Below are 14,992 nucleotides of genomic sequence, written 5' to 3' on the forward strand. Positions count from 1 at the left end.
GCCTGAAATAGAACAGTTTCTCTTTTACTATGAGAGAAAGCGCTCTACTCAGGCATACGTATCCCTTGTGAATAGAAAAATACCGAGTGACTTTCCCTCATAGTCTAACGAATAACGGTCGTTAGGTAGAGACTTGCAGGCCATATCCCCGCGATTATATGAGGTCTTATATATTATTGTTTCTATGGCTATATTAACAATATTTCATAAACAATGTCAATAAATAATCGAATGTTTTTTTATTAGTCATCGATAACGTTCGTGTTTTAGTTATATTCAAAAGAAGAATTGCAACTATATACAAGAAGAAAAGGGAATTAGAATATATATTTCTAGAGATCTATTTTATACATAACTGTTCATATATACTGTTGTGTCTACAAATCAATATAATTTATAAGGAGGATAACCGTGAAAAAATAACTATGCTATTATCATATTTGTTTTTCTCTGTCGCAGCAATTTCTGTAATTATTGAATACTTATTGATATCATCCCATTTTTAAAATGTACACTTATGATAGAAATAATGTTTCCTATTTTAGGGATTATTTTAGGGGAATTTGGAAAATTAGGAGCACGAAAAATCATTGCCATTATTTTAAATAGTCTCTATTTCATCCTTTTTTCGTCTTTAGGATTATTAAATTTATGAATTTTAACCTTCGGTAAATAAAAATAAACACAAAAAAACCTAAGTCGAAACGACTTAGGTTTTTGCTTGGCGACGTCCTACTCTCACAGGGACAAGGTCCCAACTACCATCGGCGCTAGAGAGCTTAACTTCCGTGTTCGGTATGGGAACGGGTGTGACCTCTCTGCCATCATCACCAAACTGATGAAGGTATATTCCTTCAAAACTAGATAACATTGCTTCATATTATATGGTTAAGTCCTCGATCTATTAGTATTCGTCAGCTCCACATGTCACCATGCTTCCACCTCGAACCTATCAACCTGATCATCTTTCAGGGATCTTACTAGCTTACGCTATGGGAAATCTCATCTTGAGGGGGGCTTCATGCTTAGATGCTTTCAGCACTTATCCCTTCCGCACATAGCTACCCAGCTATGCCCTTGGCAGAACAACTGGTACACCAGCGGTGCGTCCATCCCGGTCCTCTCGTACTAAGGACAGCTCCTCTCAAATTTCCTGCGCCCACGACGGATAGGGACCGAACTGTCTCACGACGTTCTGAACCCAGCTCGCGTACCGCTTTAATGGGCGAACAGCCCAACCCTTGGGACCGACTACAGCCCCAGGATGCGATGAGCCGACATCGAGGTGCCAAACCTCCCCGTCGATGTGGACTCTTGGGGGAGATAAGCCTGTTATCCCCGGGGTAGCTTTTATCCGTTGAGCGATGGCCCTTCCATGCGGAACCACCGGATCACTAAGCCCGACTTTCGTCCCTGCTCGACTTGTAGGTCTCGCAGTCAAGCTCCCTTATGCCTTTGCACTCTACGAATGATTTCCAACCATTCTGAGGGAACCTTTGGTCGCCTCCGTTACACTTTAGGAGGCGACCGCCCCAGTCAAACTGCCCACCTGACACTGTCTCCCGGGTCGATAAGACCCGTAGGTTAGAATTTCAATACAGTCAGGGCGGTATCCCACCAGCGCCTCCACCGAAGCTAGCGCTCCGGTTTCAATGGCTCCCGCCTATCCTGTACAAACTGTACCAAAATTCAATATCAGGCTACAGTAAAGCTCCACGGGGTCTTTCCGTCCTGTCGCGGGTAACCTGCATCTTCACAGGTACTATAATTTCACCGAGTCTCTGGTTGAGACAGTGCCCAAATCGTTACACCTTTCGTGCGGGTCGGAACTTACCCGACAAGGAATTTCGCTACCTTAGGACCGTTATAGTTACGGCCGCCGTTTACTGGGGCTTCAGTTCAGAGCTTCGCTTACGCTAACCCCTCTCCTTAACCTTCCAGCACCGGGCAGGTGTCAGCCCCTATACTTCGCCTTACGGCTTCGCAGAGACCTGTGTTTTTGCTAAACAGTCGCTTGGGCCTATTCACTGCGGCTTTCCGTTAAGAAAGCACCCCTTCTCCCGAAGTTACGGGGTCATTTTGCCGAGTTCCTTAACCAGAGTTCTCTCGCACACCTTAGGATTCTCTCCTCGCCTACCTGTGTCGGTTTGCGGTACAGGCACCTTTTATCTCGCTAGAAGCTTTTCTTGGCAGCGGGGAATCAAAGACTTCGCTCCATAAGGAGCTTCCCCATCACAGCTCAGCCTTCACGATAAGCGGATTTGCCTACTTATCAGCCTAACTGCTTGGACGTGCACAACCAATCGCACGCTTCTTCTATCCTTCTGCGTCCCTCCATTGCTCAAACGATAAAGAGGTGGTACAGGAATATCAACCTGTTGTCCATCGCCTACGCCTGTCGGCCTCGGCTTAGGTCCTGACTAACCCTGAGCGGACGAGCCTTCCTCAGGAAACCTTAGGCATTCGGTGGACGGGATTCTCACCCGTCTTTCGCTACTCATACCGGCATTCTCACTTCTAAGCGCTCCACCAGTCCTTCCGGTCTGACTTCACTGCACTTAGAACGCTCCCCTACCACTGATACCATTGGTATCAATTCGCAGCTTCGGTGGTGTATTTAGCCCCGGTACATTTTCGGCGCAGAGTCACTCGACTAGTGAGCTATTACGCACTCTTTAAATGGTGGCTGCTTCTGAGCCAACATCCTAGTTGTCTAAGCAACTCCACATCCTTTTCCACTTAATACACACTTTGGGACCTTAGCTGGCGATCTGGGCTGTTTCCCTCTTGACTACGGATCTTATCACTCGCAGTCTGACTCCTAAGGATAAGTCATTGGCATTCGGAGTTTGACTGAATTCGGTAATCCGATGAGGACCCCTAGTTCAATCAGTGCTCTACCTCCAAGACTCTTACACTTAAGGCTAGCCCTAAAGCTATTTCGGGGAGAACCAGCTATCTCCAGGTTCGATTGGAATTTCTCCGCTACCCACACCTCATCCCCGCACTTTTCAACGTGCGTGGGTTCGGGCCTCCATTCAGTGTTACCTGAACTTCACCCTGGACATGGGTAGATCACCTGGTTTCGGGTCTACGACCACGTACTAAACGCCCTATTCAGACTCGCTTTCGCTGCGGCTCCGTCTCTTCAACTTAACCTCGCACGGGATCGTAACTCGCCGGTTCATTCTACAAAAGGCACGCCATCACCCATTAACGGGCTCTGACTATTTGTAGGCACACGGTTTCAGGATCTCTTTCACTCCCCTTCCGGGGTGCTTTTCACCTTTCCCTCACGGTACTGGTTCACTATCGATCACTAGGGAGTATTTAGCCTTGGGAGATGGTCCTCCCAGATTCCGACGGAATTTCACGTGTTCCGCCGTACTCAGGATACATTCAAGAGAGAACGAAGTTTCGACTACGGGGTTATTACCCTCTGTGACGGACCTTTCCAGGTCGCTTCGTCTACCTCGTTCCTTTGTAACTCCGTATAGAATGTCCTACAACCCCAAGAGGCAAGCCTCTTGGTTTGGGCTAGATTCCGTTTCGCTCGCCGCTACTCAGGAAATCGCATTTGCTTTCTCTTCCTCCAGGTACTTAGATGTTTCAGTTCCCTGGGTCTGTCTTCCATACCCTATGTATTCAGGTAAGGATACCATACCATTACGTATAGTGGGTTTCCCCATTCGGAAATCTTCGGATCAAAGCTTACTTACAGCTCCCCGAAGCATATCGGCGTTAGTCCCGTCCTTCATCGACTCCTAGTGTCAAGGCATCCACCGTGCGCCCTTTCTAACTTAACCAAACTAAAATTAAAAAAATATGAGCTACACTGTTATCTAGTTTTCAAAGAACATACATTTAAACTTGAGAGATAGTTCTCTCAAAACTGAACGAAACAAAACAAGTCAACGTTTATTGATGAACTGCGTTCATCAATTCTCCATAGAAAGGAGGTGATCCAGCCGCACCTTCCGATACGGCTACCTTGTTACGACTTCACCCCAATCATCTGTCCCACCTTAGGCGGCTGGCTCCATAAAGGTTACCCCACCGACTTCGGGTGTTACAAACTCTCGTGGTGTGACGGGCGGTGTGTACAAGGCCCGGGAACGTATTCACCGCGGCATGCTGATCCGCGATTACTAGCGATTCCAGCTTCATGTAGGCGAGTTGCAGCCTACAATCCGAACTGAGAACGGTTTTATGAGATTAGCTCCACCTCGCGGTCTTGCAGCTCTTTGTACCGTCCATTGTAGCACGTGTGTAGCCCAGGTCATAAGGGGCATGATGATTTGACGTCATCCCCACCTTCCTCCGGTTTGTCACCGGCAGTCACCTTAGAGTGCCCAACTTAATGATGGCAACTAAGATCAAGGGTTGCGCTCGTTGCGGGACTTAACCCAACATCTCACGACACGAGCTGACGACAACCATGCACCACCTGTCACTCTGCTCCCGAAGGAGAAGCTCTATCTCTAGAGTTTTCAGAGGATGTCAAGACCTGGTAAGGTTCTTCGCGTTGCTTCGAATTAAACCACATGCTCCACCGCTTGTGCGGGCCCCCGTCAATTCCTTTGAGTTTCAGCCTTGCGGCCGTACTCCCCAGGCGGAGTGCTTAATGCGTTAACTTCAGCACTAAAGGGCGGAAACCCTCTAACACTTAGCACTCATCGTTTACGGCGTGGACTACCAGGGTATCTAATCCTGTTTGCTCCCCACGCTTTCGCGCCTCAGTGTCAGTTACAGACCAGAAAGTCGCCTTCGCCACTGGTGTTCCTCCATATCTCTACGCATTTCACCGCTACACATGGAATTCCACTTTCCTCTTCTGCACTCAAGTCTCCCAGTTTCCAATGACCCTCCACGGTTGAGCCGTGGGCTTTCACATCAGACTTAAGAAACCACCTGCGCGCGCTTTACGCCCAATAATTCCGGATAACGCTTGCCACCTACGTATTACCGCGGCTGCTGGCACGTAGTTAGCCGTGGCTTTCTGGTTAGGTACCGTCAAGGCGCCAGCTTATTCAACTAGCACTTGTTCTTCCCTAACAACAGAGTTTTACGACCCGAAAGCCTTCATCACTCACGCGGCGTTGCTCCGTCAGACTTTCGTCCATTGCGGAAGATTCCCTACTGCTGCCTCCCGTAGGAGTCTGGGCCGTGTCTCAGTCCCAGTGTGGCCGATCACCCTCTCAGGTCGGCTACGCATCGTCGCCTTGGTGAGCCGTTACCTCACCAACTAGCTAATGCGACGCGGGTCCATCCATAAGTGACAGCCGAAGCCGCCTTTCAATTTCGAACTATGCAGTTCAAAATATTATCCGGTATTAGCCCCGGTTTCCCGGAGTTATCCCAGTCTTATGGGTAGGTTACCCACGTGTTACTCACCCGTCCGCCGCTAACTTCATAAGAGCAAGCTCTTAATCCATTCGCTCGACTTGCATGTATTAGGCACGCCGCCAGCGTTCACCCTGAGCCAGGATCAAACTCTCCAATAAAGTTAGTTTGTCTAGCATCTAAAAATAAAAATTGACGTTCACGTTGTTTGTTTCGTTCAGTTTTCAAAGAACTTGTTTGCCGCTCATTTGCGACTCCCTTATGTTAACATTTTCATATTTCAATGTCAACCAAGTTTTTTTATTTCTTTTGTCGCTTTCTGCGTTGTTGCTATCGGCGACTTGTCCTATATTACACCTCTATAAGCTAATCGTCAACACCTTTTTACAAAGAAATTTAATTTAGTACCTTTGCACTCTTTAACTCTAGATAAGGACCTACAAAGATCTCATTAAAATAGAAACCATCGTCTACTTTTCTTTACCAATCTATTCTTCTAAATACTATTCAATTTAGGCACTTCTCTATTTCAAAAGGCTCGCTTCCCTCATCTTACCGAACTCATACAATTGATTCTTTTCAGGTAAACTAGCAACCTTATTTTAACAATTAATAGTATATAATTAGAAAGTTGCTTTATTTTTTATTACCGCTCCCTATCCCCCTTTGTTTATCAAGTTGTAATATCAATAACATTCTATTAGAAACAGGTGACGATATGAAAGATATACCTATTCTTATAGCAGATGACGATAAAGAAATTCGAGACTTATTAAAAAGATATTTAGAACGAGAATTATATATGGTAGATACTGCAATTAATGGAGAAGAAGCTTTGTGCTTATTTAACCAAAATAACTACAACCTCGTTATATTAGATCTTATGATGCCGAAAGTAGATGGTATCGAAGTGTGTAGAAAACTTAGAGATACAACCAACATTCCTATATTAATGCTAACTGCTAAAGATCACGAAGTTGATAAAATTTTGGGCTTAAGCATAGGTGCTGATGATTATATTACGAAACCTTTCAGTATTCACGAAGTGGTTGCAAGAGTAAAAGCTCTTATGCGACGTTTTTTAGTTCTTGGAAGTAACACTAACGTACAAGAGAAAACAGCTTTAACATTTAAAGGACTAACTATCGATTTTAAAAAATACACAGTCCATACGAACGGAAAAGAAATCAACTTAACTGGAAAAGAACTTGAACTATTAAAATTCTTCGCTTCAAACCCAGAGCAAGTATTTACGAAAACACAACTCTTTCGGAATGTATGGGACGATAATTATATAGAAGATGATAATACAGTTATGGTGCATATTAGAAAGCTTAGAAAGAAAATAGAAATTGATTCTTCCAATCCAAAATTCATTCAGACCGTATGGGGAATCGGTTATAAGTTTGTAGGTGAAAAGGTTGAAAAATGATAAGGTCCTCTTTCTTATTTCATTACAACTTATCATTTGCGGACTTTTAAATATAGATATGGGATACCATGTAAAAATATCTTTATTTATTGCTCTTATCATAATCACAATATATCTTTTCTTTTCAAGAGTTCACTTTATTCAAAGCAACGAATCGATGGTTACTAAATTAAGCCGTGCACTTAAAGGGAATTTACAAACGAGGCTATTCACAAATAACGACCGTTCACTAAATAGTATCGTGTTTTCAATAAACGACTTAATAACTGCATTAGAAAAGGGCCAGATCGAAGCAAGGGAATCCCAAGAAGCTAGAAAACAACTTTTATCTAATATCTCACATGATATCCGGACACCACTTACTTCTATTATTGGATATATTGATGCTTTAAAAGATGATGTCGCTGCTTCTGAAGTAGAAAAGCAAGAATATCTTGAAATACTTTATAAGAAATCGAATGACTTAAAACATCTGGTCGATGAAATCTTTAATATGGCCAAGCTAGATGCTGATGAATTTCCGTTAAAAGAAGAAGAACTCGATTTTTCTGAGGTTACTAGAGAAGTATTAATCGACTTTTTACCCGAGCTATCAAAACATGACATTGAACTACAAGTTCTCATACCAGAATCTACTTCCCCTATTATTGCAGATCACCTTAGCCTTATACGAATTATAGGTAATCTAATAAAAAACGCTATCCATCACGGAAAAGCTGGGAAAATAGTAGGAGTCGAACTACTAGAAACCAATACAGAATATGAGATTCTTATTTGGGACAAGGGACCCGGTATTCCAAAACATGATTTACAAAACGTATTTAAGCGGATGTACCGCAGCGAACAATCAAGAAATCCTTCTTACGGTGGTAGTGGCCTCGGACTTTCTATTTCTAAAGCCCTCGTTGAAAAAAATGGTGGGCGTATATGGGTTGACAGTATTCCTTGGGAACGAACTACTTTTGGTTTTTCCGTCCCAAAACACACTACTTTTAAGAAATAGTTAAGAAATGATTAATATGCAGTTAAACCTTCCTTTTTATTATGTAATTAAGAACTTATAGAAAGTAGGTGCCCCCTATAAATACAGTTATAAAAACGACAAACCTTACTAAAGTTTATGGGAACCAAAAGTCAGTAGATAATCTAAATATAAATGTACAGCAAGGAGAGATTTATGGATTCATAGGGCGTAACGGTGCTGGTAAAACAACTACAATCCGTATGCTGCTTAGTCTTATAAAACCTACAAGTGGAAATATAGAAATATTCGGTGAGGATTTACTTCGGAATCCAAAAGACATTTTAAGAAGAATTGGTTCTATCGTTGAAGTCCCAGGATTTTATGAAAACTTAACTGCAAGAGAGAACTTATTAATTAATGCAAAGATAATTGGAGTTCACAAAAGGAATGCAATTGAAGAAGCATTAGAAATTGTAGGCTTGCAGCACGAAACAAAAAAATTAGTAGGAAAATACTCTTTAGGAATGAAGCAACGCTTAGGAATTGCACGTGCTCTTCTCCATTATCCTGAACTACTCATACTAGATGAACCAACTAACGGACTAGATCCAATCGGTATTAAAGAAATGCGAAAACTCATTAAATCTTTAGCTCAAGACAGAAATATAACGATACTCATTTCTAGTCATATATTAGCTGAGGTGGAACAACTAGTCGATCGTATGGGAATTATTCATGAAGGAAGGTTATTAGAAGAAGTTTCTCTTGATACACTGCGTAAAGCCAATCGTAAGTACATAGAATTCCAAGTAAATAATGATAATAAAGCTGCGATGCTATTAGAAAATCATTTTCAAATTTTTGATTATGAGGTACATGATGAAGGAAATATTCGCGTTTATTCTCACTTTGGACAGCAGGGATACATTAACAGAACGTTAGTTCGTAACGATATTGAGGTATTAAAAATTGTGATGAGCGAAGATAGACTAGAAGATTATTTCACCAAACTAGTTGGGGGTGGCACAATTGGTTAATCTGCTTTATACAGAACTATTAAAATTGAAACGATCCAATATGTTTTTGATTAGTATTATCGGGGCAGGTGTCGCGCCATTTTTAGTGGTTGTAGCTTCTTATATACACATGAAGACAAAGCAACCTACTCCAACTATTTTATTTGGTCAACTGTTCACTGAAGTTAACCTATACACTACTTTAATTATAGGATTCCCCTTATATGGAGTTGTGACCGCTTATCTATTTACCCGTGAATACACTGAAGATACATTAAAAAATTTGCTAACTATCCCAGTATCACGTATTAGCTTTATTATAAGTAAGTTTATCCTTCTATTCCTTTGGATCATGATGCTAACTTTAGTTGCTTGGACGCTAACTTTATTATTAGGGCTAATAGGTAGCTTCCCTGGGTTTAGTATCACCTTACTTTTAGGCTCTCTCATAAAATTTTTAATATGTGGTGGACTTCTCTTTCTTTTGTCTTCACCTATTGTACTACTAACTCTTGTAATGAAGACCTATGTACCGCCTATTATATTAACAATCATTATTACAATGACTAACCTTATGATCGTAAATTCAAAACATAAAGACCTATTCCCATGGACCGCTACTCTAGATATAGCAAATAACGAATTACAACCGACTTATCCATCAGAGTATTCTTATATCATCATTGCAGTAACAGCGATTTTCGGATTTATTACAACACTATTCTATTTTAAAAGGGTGGATATTCATTAATTTATAGGAGTGAAACTATGAGCAATCTTATCATTGCCTTCATACTTGGTATTGTAGAAGGGTTAGCTGAATTTTTACCCATCTCTTCTACTGGCCATCTTATATTAGTCGGACATTTATTAGATTTTGAAGGAGAAAGGGCAAAAACGTTTGAAATTGTCATACAGTTAGGGGCAATTTTAGCTATCGCGATTTTATATCATAAACGCCTTGTTTCTTTATGTAATATTAAACCCCTTCTACGGAAAGAGAAAAAATTCAATGCATTACATGTTTTTCTCGGTGTATTCCCAGCAGTAGTTGTTGGCCTATCATTACATGATGTTATTAAAACATACTTATTTCAGCCGTATACTGTCGTAATCGGACTTGTAGCAGGAGCAATTCTTATGATTTTTGCAGAAGCAAAAAAAGCAGAGGCAACCGCCTTTTCACTAGATGATTTAACATACCGTCAAGCATTAACAATTGGATTATTTCAATGCTTAGCAGTATATCCTGGCTTCTCTAGAGCGGGCTCTACTATTTCTGGAGGGCTATTAGCAAAAGTAAATTATAAGGCTGCATCTGAGTTCTCTTTTCTCATTGCCATTCCTGTAATGGCCGGAGCTACAGGGTTAGACTTATTAAAAAGTTGGAAGTATTTAAGTGTAGATGATATTCCTATGTTTGCGGTAGGATTCATTACCTCTTTTCTTGTAGCAATGCTAGCGGTAGTAACCTTCCTGAAGCTTTTAGAAAAGATAGGTTTAAAACCTTTTGCATATTATCGTATTTTGTTAGCCATTGTATTTACACTTTTCGTATTGCTATAGCTTCATATAAGTCACATATTATTAAACCGATATTCAAGGAATATCGGTTTTTATCTATTTCACCTCTAGTATTACTCACTTCAATATGGCATAGTGGATAATAGATCAATATTAATAATCAGAATATTCTTTACCTCTAAACAACACTTCATTAAAATATGTAACGTTAAAAGCTATATTTGAAATCCGAACCTAGTAATAGCATTTCTTCTTTAAACACATATACTGAATTAAAAATAAATACCTCAATTGATTGAATATGCCCGTTACACCACTACAGAACAAACGTTCTATACCGCTACTTCCTTGTATTTAAGTAATCGCACTATAGTTTTTTTCACTTGCACTTATCTTCTCTACGAAAGACTCCCAATTATAAGATTTAAGGAGGTTTCATCCTATGTCTATATACACAATTAGAAAAGCAGATCGAATTGCTAACAAATCATTTAGTTTCATTTAATAGTATTAACAGCACCATCGGCGAAGTCGGTATTATAGATGAACTATATGGCATCTTAAAAAGCTTCCCTTATTTTCGAGTATGTATGGATTCAATATGTCCCTCATGATCCAATAGGGGAGAAAAATGCATTTGCGTTTGTAAAAGGGACACATGATTCAACTTCTACTATTATCTATCCTTCTCATTTAGATACGGTTGGCATTGAAGACTTCGAATCGTTAAAAGAATATGCTTTCTCTCCTGAAACACTCGAACAATATTTTCAAACCGATGCAAAACCTGGAGAGTGGCTGTTCGGCCGTGGTTCTCTTGATATGAAAAGCGGCGCTGCCATTCATCTAGCCAATATACTATACTTCTCAGAACATGTGCATTTATTTGAAGGAAATTTACTTCTCTTATTCAATGAAGATGAAGAAGGGGAACATCGTGGAATTATCTCTGCCTTAACCGAACTCGAAAGACTGAAGCAAGAAAAACAATTACAGTATCGTTTGGCTTTAACAATGATTTTATAATACCTTTATATGATGGAGATACTCCGCGCTACATTTATACAGGAACTTCAGGTAAACTTCTTCCTTGTTTCTATATTTATGGAAGAGAAGTACATGTAGGTGATACATTGTCTGGCATTGATCCTAATTTTATTGCAGCCCAAATCACAAATAGACTACATAACAACTATATCCATTACCATACGAAACAATCCAAAAATTAAACATCCCATCTATTTATATGGGCGTCTACGGGAAAGATGGCCATAAATGGACAGAACGTGTTTACAAACTCTATTCATTCAGCGTATTATCTTTATTAATCCATAATACAACAATACAAATTTTAAATGACTACAAAGCTATTACAAATAGGAAAATTGCCCAGGGATTATAAAGAAAGTGAACTTTAACTAAAGTGAGGTAAATATACAAATGAATCCATTAGCACAATCATATTGGGATACTTATTGGGGAAACAATGAAAAACCAGAATCTGTTACAGCTTGGCAATTTGGTGATTCTCCTGATTATCTCGCTAAACTAGTCATTGATGGTGTGAAAACCGCAACATGCTCCGGCCAGATTTTTTATGAATTAGAAAACGAACCACTACCAACAACTAACGATTATAGTATTGTACTCAATAGTCAGGATGAACCTGTAGCTATTATTAAGACAATAGAAGTAACTATAATGCCAATGAATGAAGTGACTGAAGAATTCGCTATCGCTGAAGGCGAAGGCGATCGTACCTATAGTTACTGGAGAGACACCCATATACAGTTCTTTACAAAGGAACTAAGCGAACTTGGTCTTAGTTTTTCTGAAGATATGCTGCTCGTTTGCGAACGTTTTAAGCTTATCGATGTAAAAAACAAAGTGAAGCTATGATAAATAACGATTTTACCGGAAGTCCATACTAGATAAATACATTTATCTTTAAACAAATAAGCTTGTTATCAATGGATTTCTTGAGCCATTAATAACAAGCTTATTTCATTAAACACAAAAAAGACGAGTCATTCTGACTCGTCTTAAAGTTGCTTGGCGACGTCCTACTCTCACAGGGACAAGGTCCCAACTACCATCGGCGCTAGAGAGCTTAACTTCCGTGTTCGGTATGGGAACGGGTGTGACCTCTCTGCCATCATCACCAAACTATGAAGGTATATTCCTTCAAAACTAGATAACATTTGCTTCATATTATATGGTTAAGTCCTCGATCTATTAGTATTCGTCAGCTCCACATGTCACCATGCTTCCACCTCGAACCTATCAACCTGATCATCTTTCAGGGATCTTACTAGCTTACGCTATGGGAAATCTCATCTTGAGGGGGGCTTCATGCTTAGATGCTTTCAGCACTTATCCCTTCCGCACATAGCTACCCAGCTATGCCCTTGGCAGAACAACTGGTACACCAGCGGTGCGTCCATCCCGGTCCTCTCGTACTAAGGACAGCTCCTCTCAAATTTCCTGCGCCCACGACGGATAGGGACCGAACTGTCTCACGACGTTCTGAACCCAGCTCGCGTACCGCTTTAATGGGCGAACAGCCCAACCCTTGGGACCGACTACAGCCCCAGGATGCGATGAGCCGACATCGAGGTGCCAAACCTCCCCGTCGATGTGGACTCTTGGGGGAGATAAGCCTGTTATCCCCGGGGTAGCTTTTATCCGTTGAGCGATGGCCCTTCCATGCGGAACCACCGGATCACTAAGCCCGACTTTCGTCCCTGCTCGACTTGTAGGTCTCGCAGTCAAGCTCCCTTATGCCTTTGCACTCTACGAATGATTTCCAACCATTCTGAGGGAACCTTTGGGCGCCTCCGTTACACTTTAGGAGGCGACCGCCCCAGTCAAACTGCCCACCTGACACTGTCTCCCGGGTCGATAAGACCCGTAGGTTAGAATTTCAATACAGTCAGGGCGGTATCCCACCAGCGCCTCCACCGAAGCTAGCGCTCCGGTTTCAATGGCTCCCGCCTATCCTGTACAAACTGTACCAAAATTCAATATCAGGCTACAGTAAAGCTCCACGGGGTCTTTCCGTCCTGTCGCGGGTAACCTGCATCTTCACAGGTACTATAATTTCACCGAGTCTCTGGTTGAGACAGTGCCCAAATCGTTACACCTTTCGTGCGGGTCGGAACTTACCCGACAAGGAATTTCGCTACCTTAGGACCGTTATAGTTACGGCCGCCGTTTACTGGGGCTTCAGTTCAGAGCTTCGCTTACGCTAACCCCTCTCCTTAACCTTCCAGCACCGGGCAGGTGTCAGCCCCTATACTTCGCCTTACGGCTTCGCAGAGACCTGTGTTTTTGCTAAACAGTCGCTTGGGCCTATTCACTGCGGCTTTCCGTTAAGAAAGCACCCCTTCTCCCGAAGTTACGGGGTCATTTTGCCGAGTTCCTTAACCAGAGTTCTCTCGCACACCTTAGGATTCTCTCCTCGCCTACCTGTGTCGGTTTGCGGTACAGGCACCTTTTATCTCGCTAGAAGCTTTTCTTGGCAGCGGGGAATCAAAGACTTCGCTCCATAAGGAGCTTCCCCATCACAGCTCAGCCTTTACGATAAGCGGATTTGCCTACTTATCAGCCTAACTGCTTGGACGTGCACAACCAATCGCACGCTTCTTCTATCCTTCTGCGTCCCTCCATTGCTCAAACGATAAAGAGGTGGTACAGGAATATCAACCTGTTGTCCATCGCCTACGCCTGTCGGCCTCGGCTTAGGTCCTGACTAACCCTGAGCGGACGAGCCTTCCTCAGGAAACCTTAGGCATTCGGTGGACGGGATTCTCACCCGTCTTTCGCTACTCATACCGGCATTCTCACTTCTAAGCGCTCCACCAGTCCTTCCGGTCTGACTTCACTGCACTTAGAACGCTCCCCTACCACTGATACCATTGGTATCAATTCGCAGCTTCGGTGGTGTATTTAGCCCCGGTACATTTTCGGCGCAGAGTCACTCGACTAGTGAGCTATTACGCACTCTTTAAATGGTGGCTGCTTCTGAGCCAACATCCTAGTTGTCTAAGCAACTCCACATCCTTTTCCACTTAATACACACTTTGGGACCTTAGCTGGCGATCTGGGCTGTTTCCCTCTTGACTACGGATCTTATCACTCGCAGTCTGACTCCTAAGGATAAGTCATTGGCATTCGGAGTTTGACTGAATTCGGTAATCCGATGAGGACCCCTAGTTCAATCAGTGCTCTACCTCCAAGACTCTTACACTTAAGGCTAGCCCTAAAGCTATTTCGGGGAGAACCAGCTATCTCCAGGTTCGATTGGAATTTCTCCGCTACCCACACCTCATCCCCGCACTTTTCAACGTGCGTGGGTTCGGGCCTCCATTCAGTGTTACCTGAACTTCACCCTGGACATGGGTAGATCACCTGGTTTCGGGTCTACGACCACGTACTAAACGCCCTATTCAGACTCGCTTTCGCTGCGGCTCCGTCTCTTCAACTTAACCTCGCACGGGATCGTAACTCGCCGGTTCATTCTACAAAAGGCACGCCATCACCCATTAACGGGCTCTGACTATTTGTAGGCACACGGTTTCAGGATCTCTTTCACTCCCCTTCCGGGGTGCTTTTCACCTTTCCCTCACGGTACTGGTTCACTATCGATCACTAGGGAGTATTTAGCCTTGGGAGATGGTCCTCCCAGATTCCGACGGAATTTCACGTGTTCCG

General features: G+C 42.4%; 6 protein-coding genes, 5 rRNA genes, 2 pseudogenes and 1 riboswitch (1 of these 14 running past the window's edge). Of the genes and pseudogenes, 8 read left to right on the top strand and 5 right to left on the bottom strand.

The annotated features are described in order from the left end of the window. Nucleotides 1–80 precede the first annotated feature (80 nt). A riboswitch (purine riboswitch) is annotated at nucleotides 81–182 on the bottom strand. A 243-nt stretch (nucleotides 183–425) separates the two neighbouring features. Further along, a pseudogene (locus tag I6L50_RS35640) lies at nucleotides 426–655 on the top strand (hypothetical protein). Between the two features lie 64 nt (nucleotides 656–719). On the opposite strand, the gene rrf (I6L50_RS03405) reads toward I6L50_RS35640, so the two are convergent. The 3 genes from rrf (I6L50_RS03405) to I6L50_RS03415 form a co-directional block, all read right to left on the bottom strand. Then, nucleotides 720–835: ribosomal RNA gene (gene rrf, locus I6L50_RS03405) — 5S ribosomal RNA — on the bottom strand. A 49-nt stretch (nucleotides 836–884) separates the two neighbouring features. Then, nucleotides 885–3,806, bottom strand: a 23S ribosomal RNA gene (locus tag I6L50_RS03410). A gap of 146 nt (nucleotides 3,807–3,952) precedes the next feature. Beyond that, nucleotides 3,953–5,504 (bottom strand): 16S ribosomal RNA (locus I6L50_RS03415). The 16S, 23S and 5S rRNA genes sit together here, the layout of an rRNA operon. A gap of 557 nt (nucleotides 5,505–6,061) precedes the next feature. Between I6L50_RS03415 and I6L50_RS03420 the strand changes: the two genes are divergently transcribed. The 7 genes and pseudogenes from I6L50_RS03420 to I6L50_RS03450 all read left to right on the top strand — a co-directional run bounded on the left by I6L50_RS03420 (nucleotide 6,062) and on the right by I6L50_RS03450 (nucleotide 12,178). Beyond that, nucleotides 6,062–6,775 (top strand): response regulator transcription factor, encoded by a 714-nt coding sequence (locus tag I6L50_RS03420; protein ID WP_219300566.1) that lies wholly within the window; start codon nucleotides 6,062–6,064, stop codon nucleotides 6,773–6,775. Continuing rightward, nucleotides 6,765–7,778, top strand: coding sequence for a sensor histidine kinase (locus I6L50_RS03425; RefSeq protein ID WP_219300568.1), 1,014 nt, complete (start codon nucleotides 6,765–6,767; stop codon nucleotides 7,776–7,778). Before I6L50_RS03420 ends, I6L50_RS03425 begins: the two co-directional genes overlap by 11 nt. A gap of 68 nt (nucleotides 7,779–7,846) precedes the next feature. Next, nucleotides 7,847–8,776 carry an ABC transporter ATP-binding protein gene (locus I6L50_RS03430; RefSeq protein WP_219300570.1) on the top strand — a complete coding sequence of 310 codons (930 nt, stop codon included), beginning with the start codon at nucleotides 7,847–7,849 and terminating at the stop codon, nucleotides 8,774–8,776. Next, the gene (locus I6L50_RS03435; protein ID WP_002140180.1) at nucleotides 8,769–9,506 is read left to right on the top strand and encodes an ABC transporter permease; all 738 of its coding nucleotides are present in this window, start codon (nucleotides 8,769–8,771) and stop codon (nucleotides 9,504–9,506) included. Before I6L50_RS03430 ends, I6L50_RS03435 begins: the two co-directional genes overlap by 8 nt. A 17-nt stretch (nucleotides 9,507–9,523) precedes the next feature. Then, nucleotides 9,524–10,321 carry an undecaprenyl-diphosphate phosphatase gene (bacA, locus tag I6L50_RS03440; RefSeq protein ID WP_219300572.1) on the top strand — a complete coding sequence of 266 codons (798 nt, stop codon included), beginning with the start codon at nucleotides 9,524–9,526 and terminating at the stop codon, nucleotides 10,319–10,321. 395 nt (nucleotides 10,322–10,716) lie between these two features. Next, nucleotides 10,717–11,472 (top strand): annotated as a pseudogene (locus tag I6L50_RS03445) (M20/M25/M40 family metallo-hydrolase); the annotation flags it as partial. 247 nt (nucleotides 11,473–11,719) lie between these two features. After that, on the top strand, nucleotides 11,720–12,178 hold the full coding sequence (locus I6L50_RS03450) for an ASCH domain-containing protein (RefSeq protein WP_219300574.1): 459 nt from the start codon (nucleotides 11,720–11,722) through the stop codon (nucleotides 12,176–12,178). 151 nt (nucleotides 12,179–12,329) lie between these two features. Here I6L50_RS03450 and rrf (I6L50_RS03455) read toward each other — a convergent pair. Both rrf (I6L50_RS03455) and I6L50_RS03460 read right to left on the bottom strand, forming a co-directional pair. Beyond that, nucleotides 12,330–12,445: ribosomal RNA gene (gene rrf, locus I6L50_RS03455) — 5S ribosomal RNA — on the bottom strand. A 49-nt stretch (nucleotides 12,446–12,494) separates the two neighbouring features. Next, a 23S ribosomal RNA gene (locus tag I6L50_RS03460) occupies nucleotides 12,495–14,992 on the bottom strand (it continues 424 nt past the right edge of the window).

Source organism: Bacillus sp. FDAARGOS_1420 (assembly GCF_019344915.1).
Taxonomy (GTDB): domain Bacteria; phylum Bacillota; class Bacilli; order Bacillales; family Bacillaceae_G; genus Bacillus_A; species Bacillus_A mycoides.

Excerpts from the sequence above, each read along its gene's own strand:
- I6L50_RS03420 (WP_219300566.1), top strand. The coding sequence starts at position 6,062 with ATGAAAGATATACCTATTCTTATAGCAGATGACGATAAAGAAATTCGA.
- bacA (WP_219300572.1), top strand. The coding sequence starts at position 9,524 with ATGAGCAATCTTATCATTGCCTTCATACTTGGTATTGTAGAAGGGTTA.
- I6L50_RS03450 (WP_219300574.1), top strand. The coding sequence starts at position 11,720 with ATGAATCCATTAGCACAATCATATTGGGATACTTATTGGGGAAACAAT.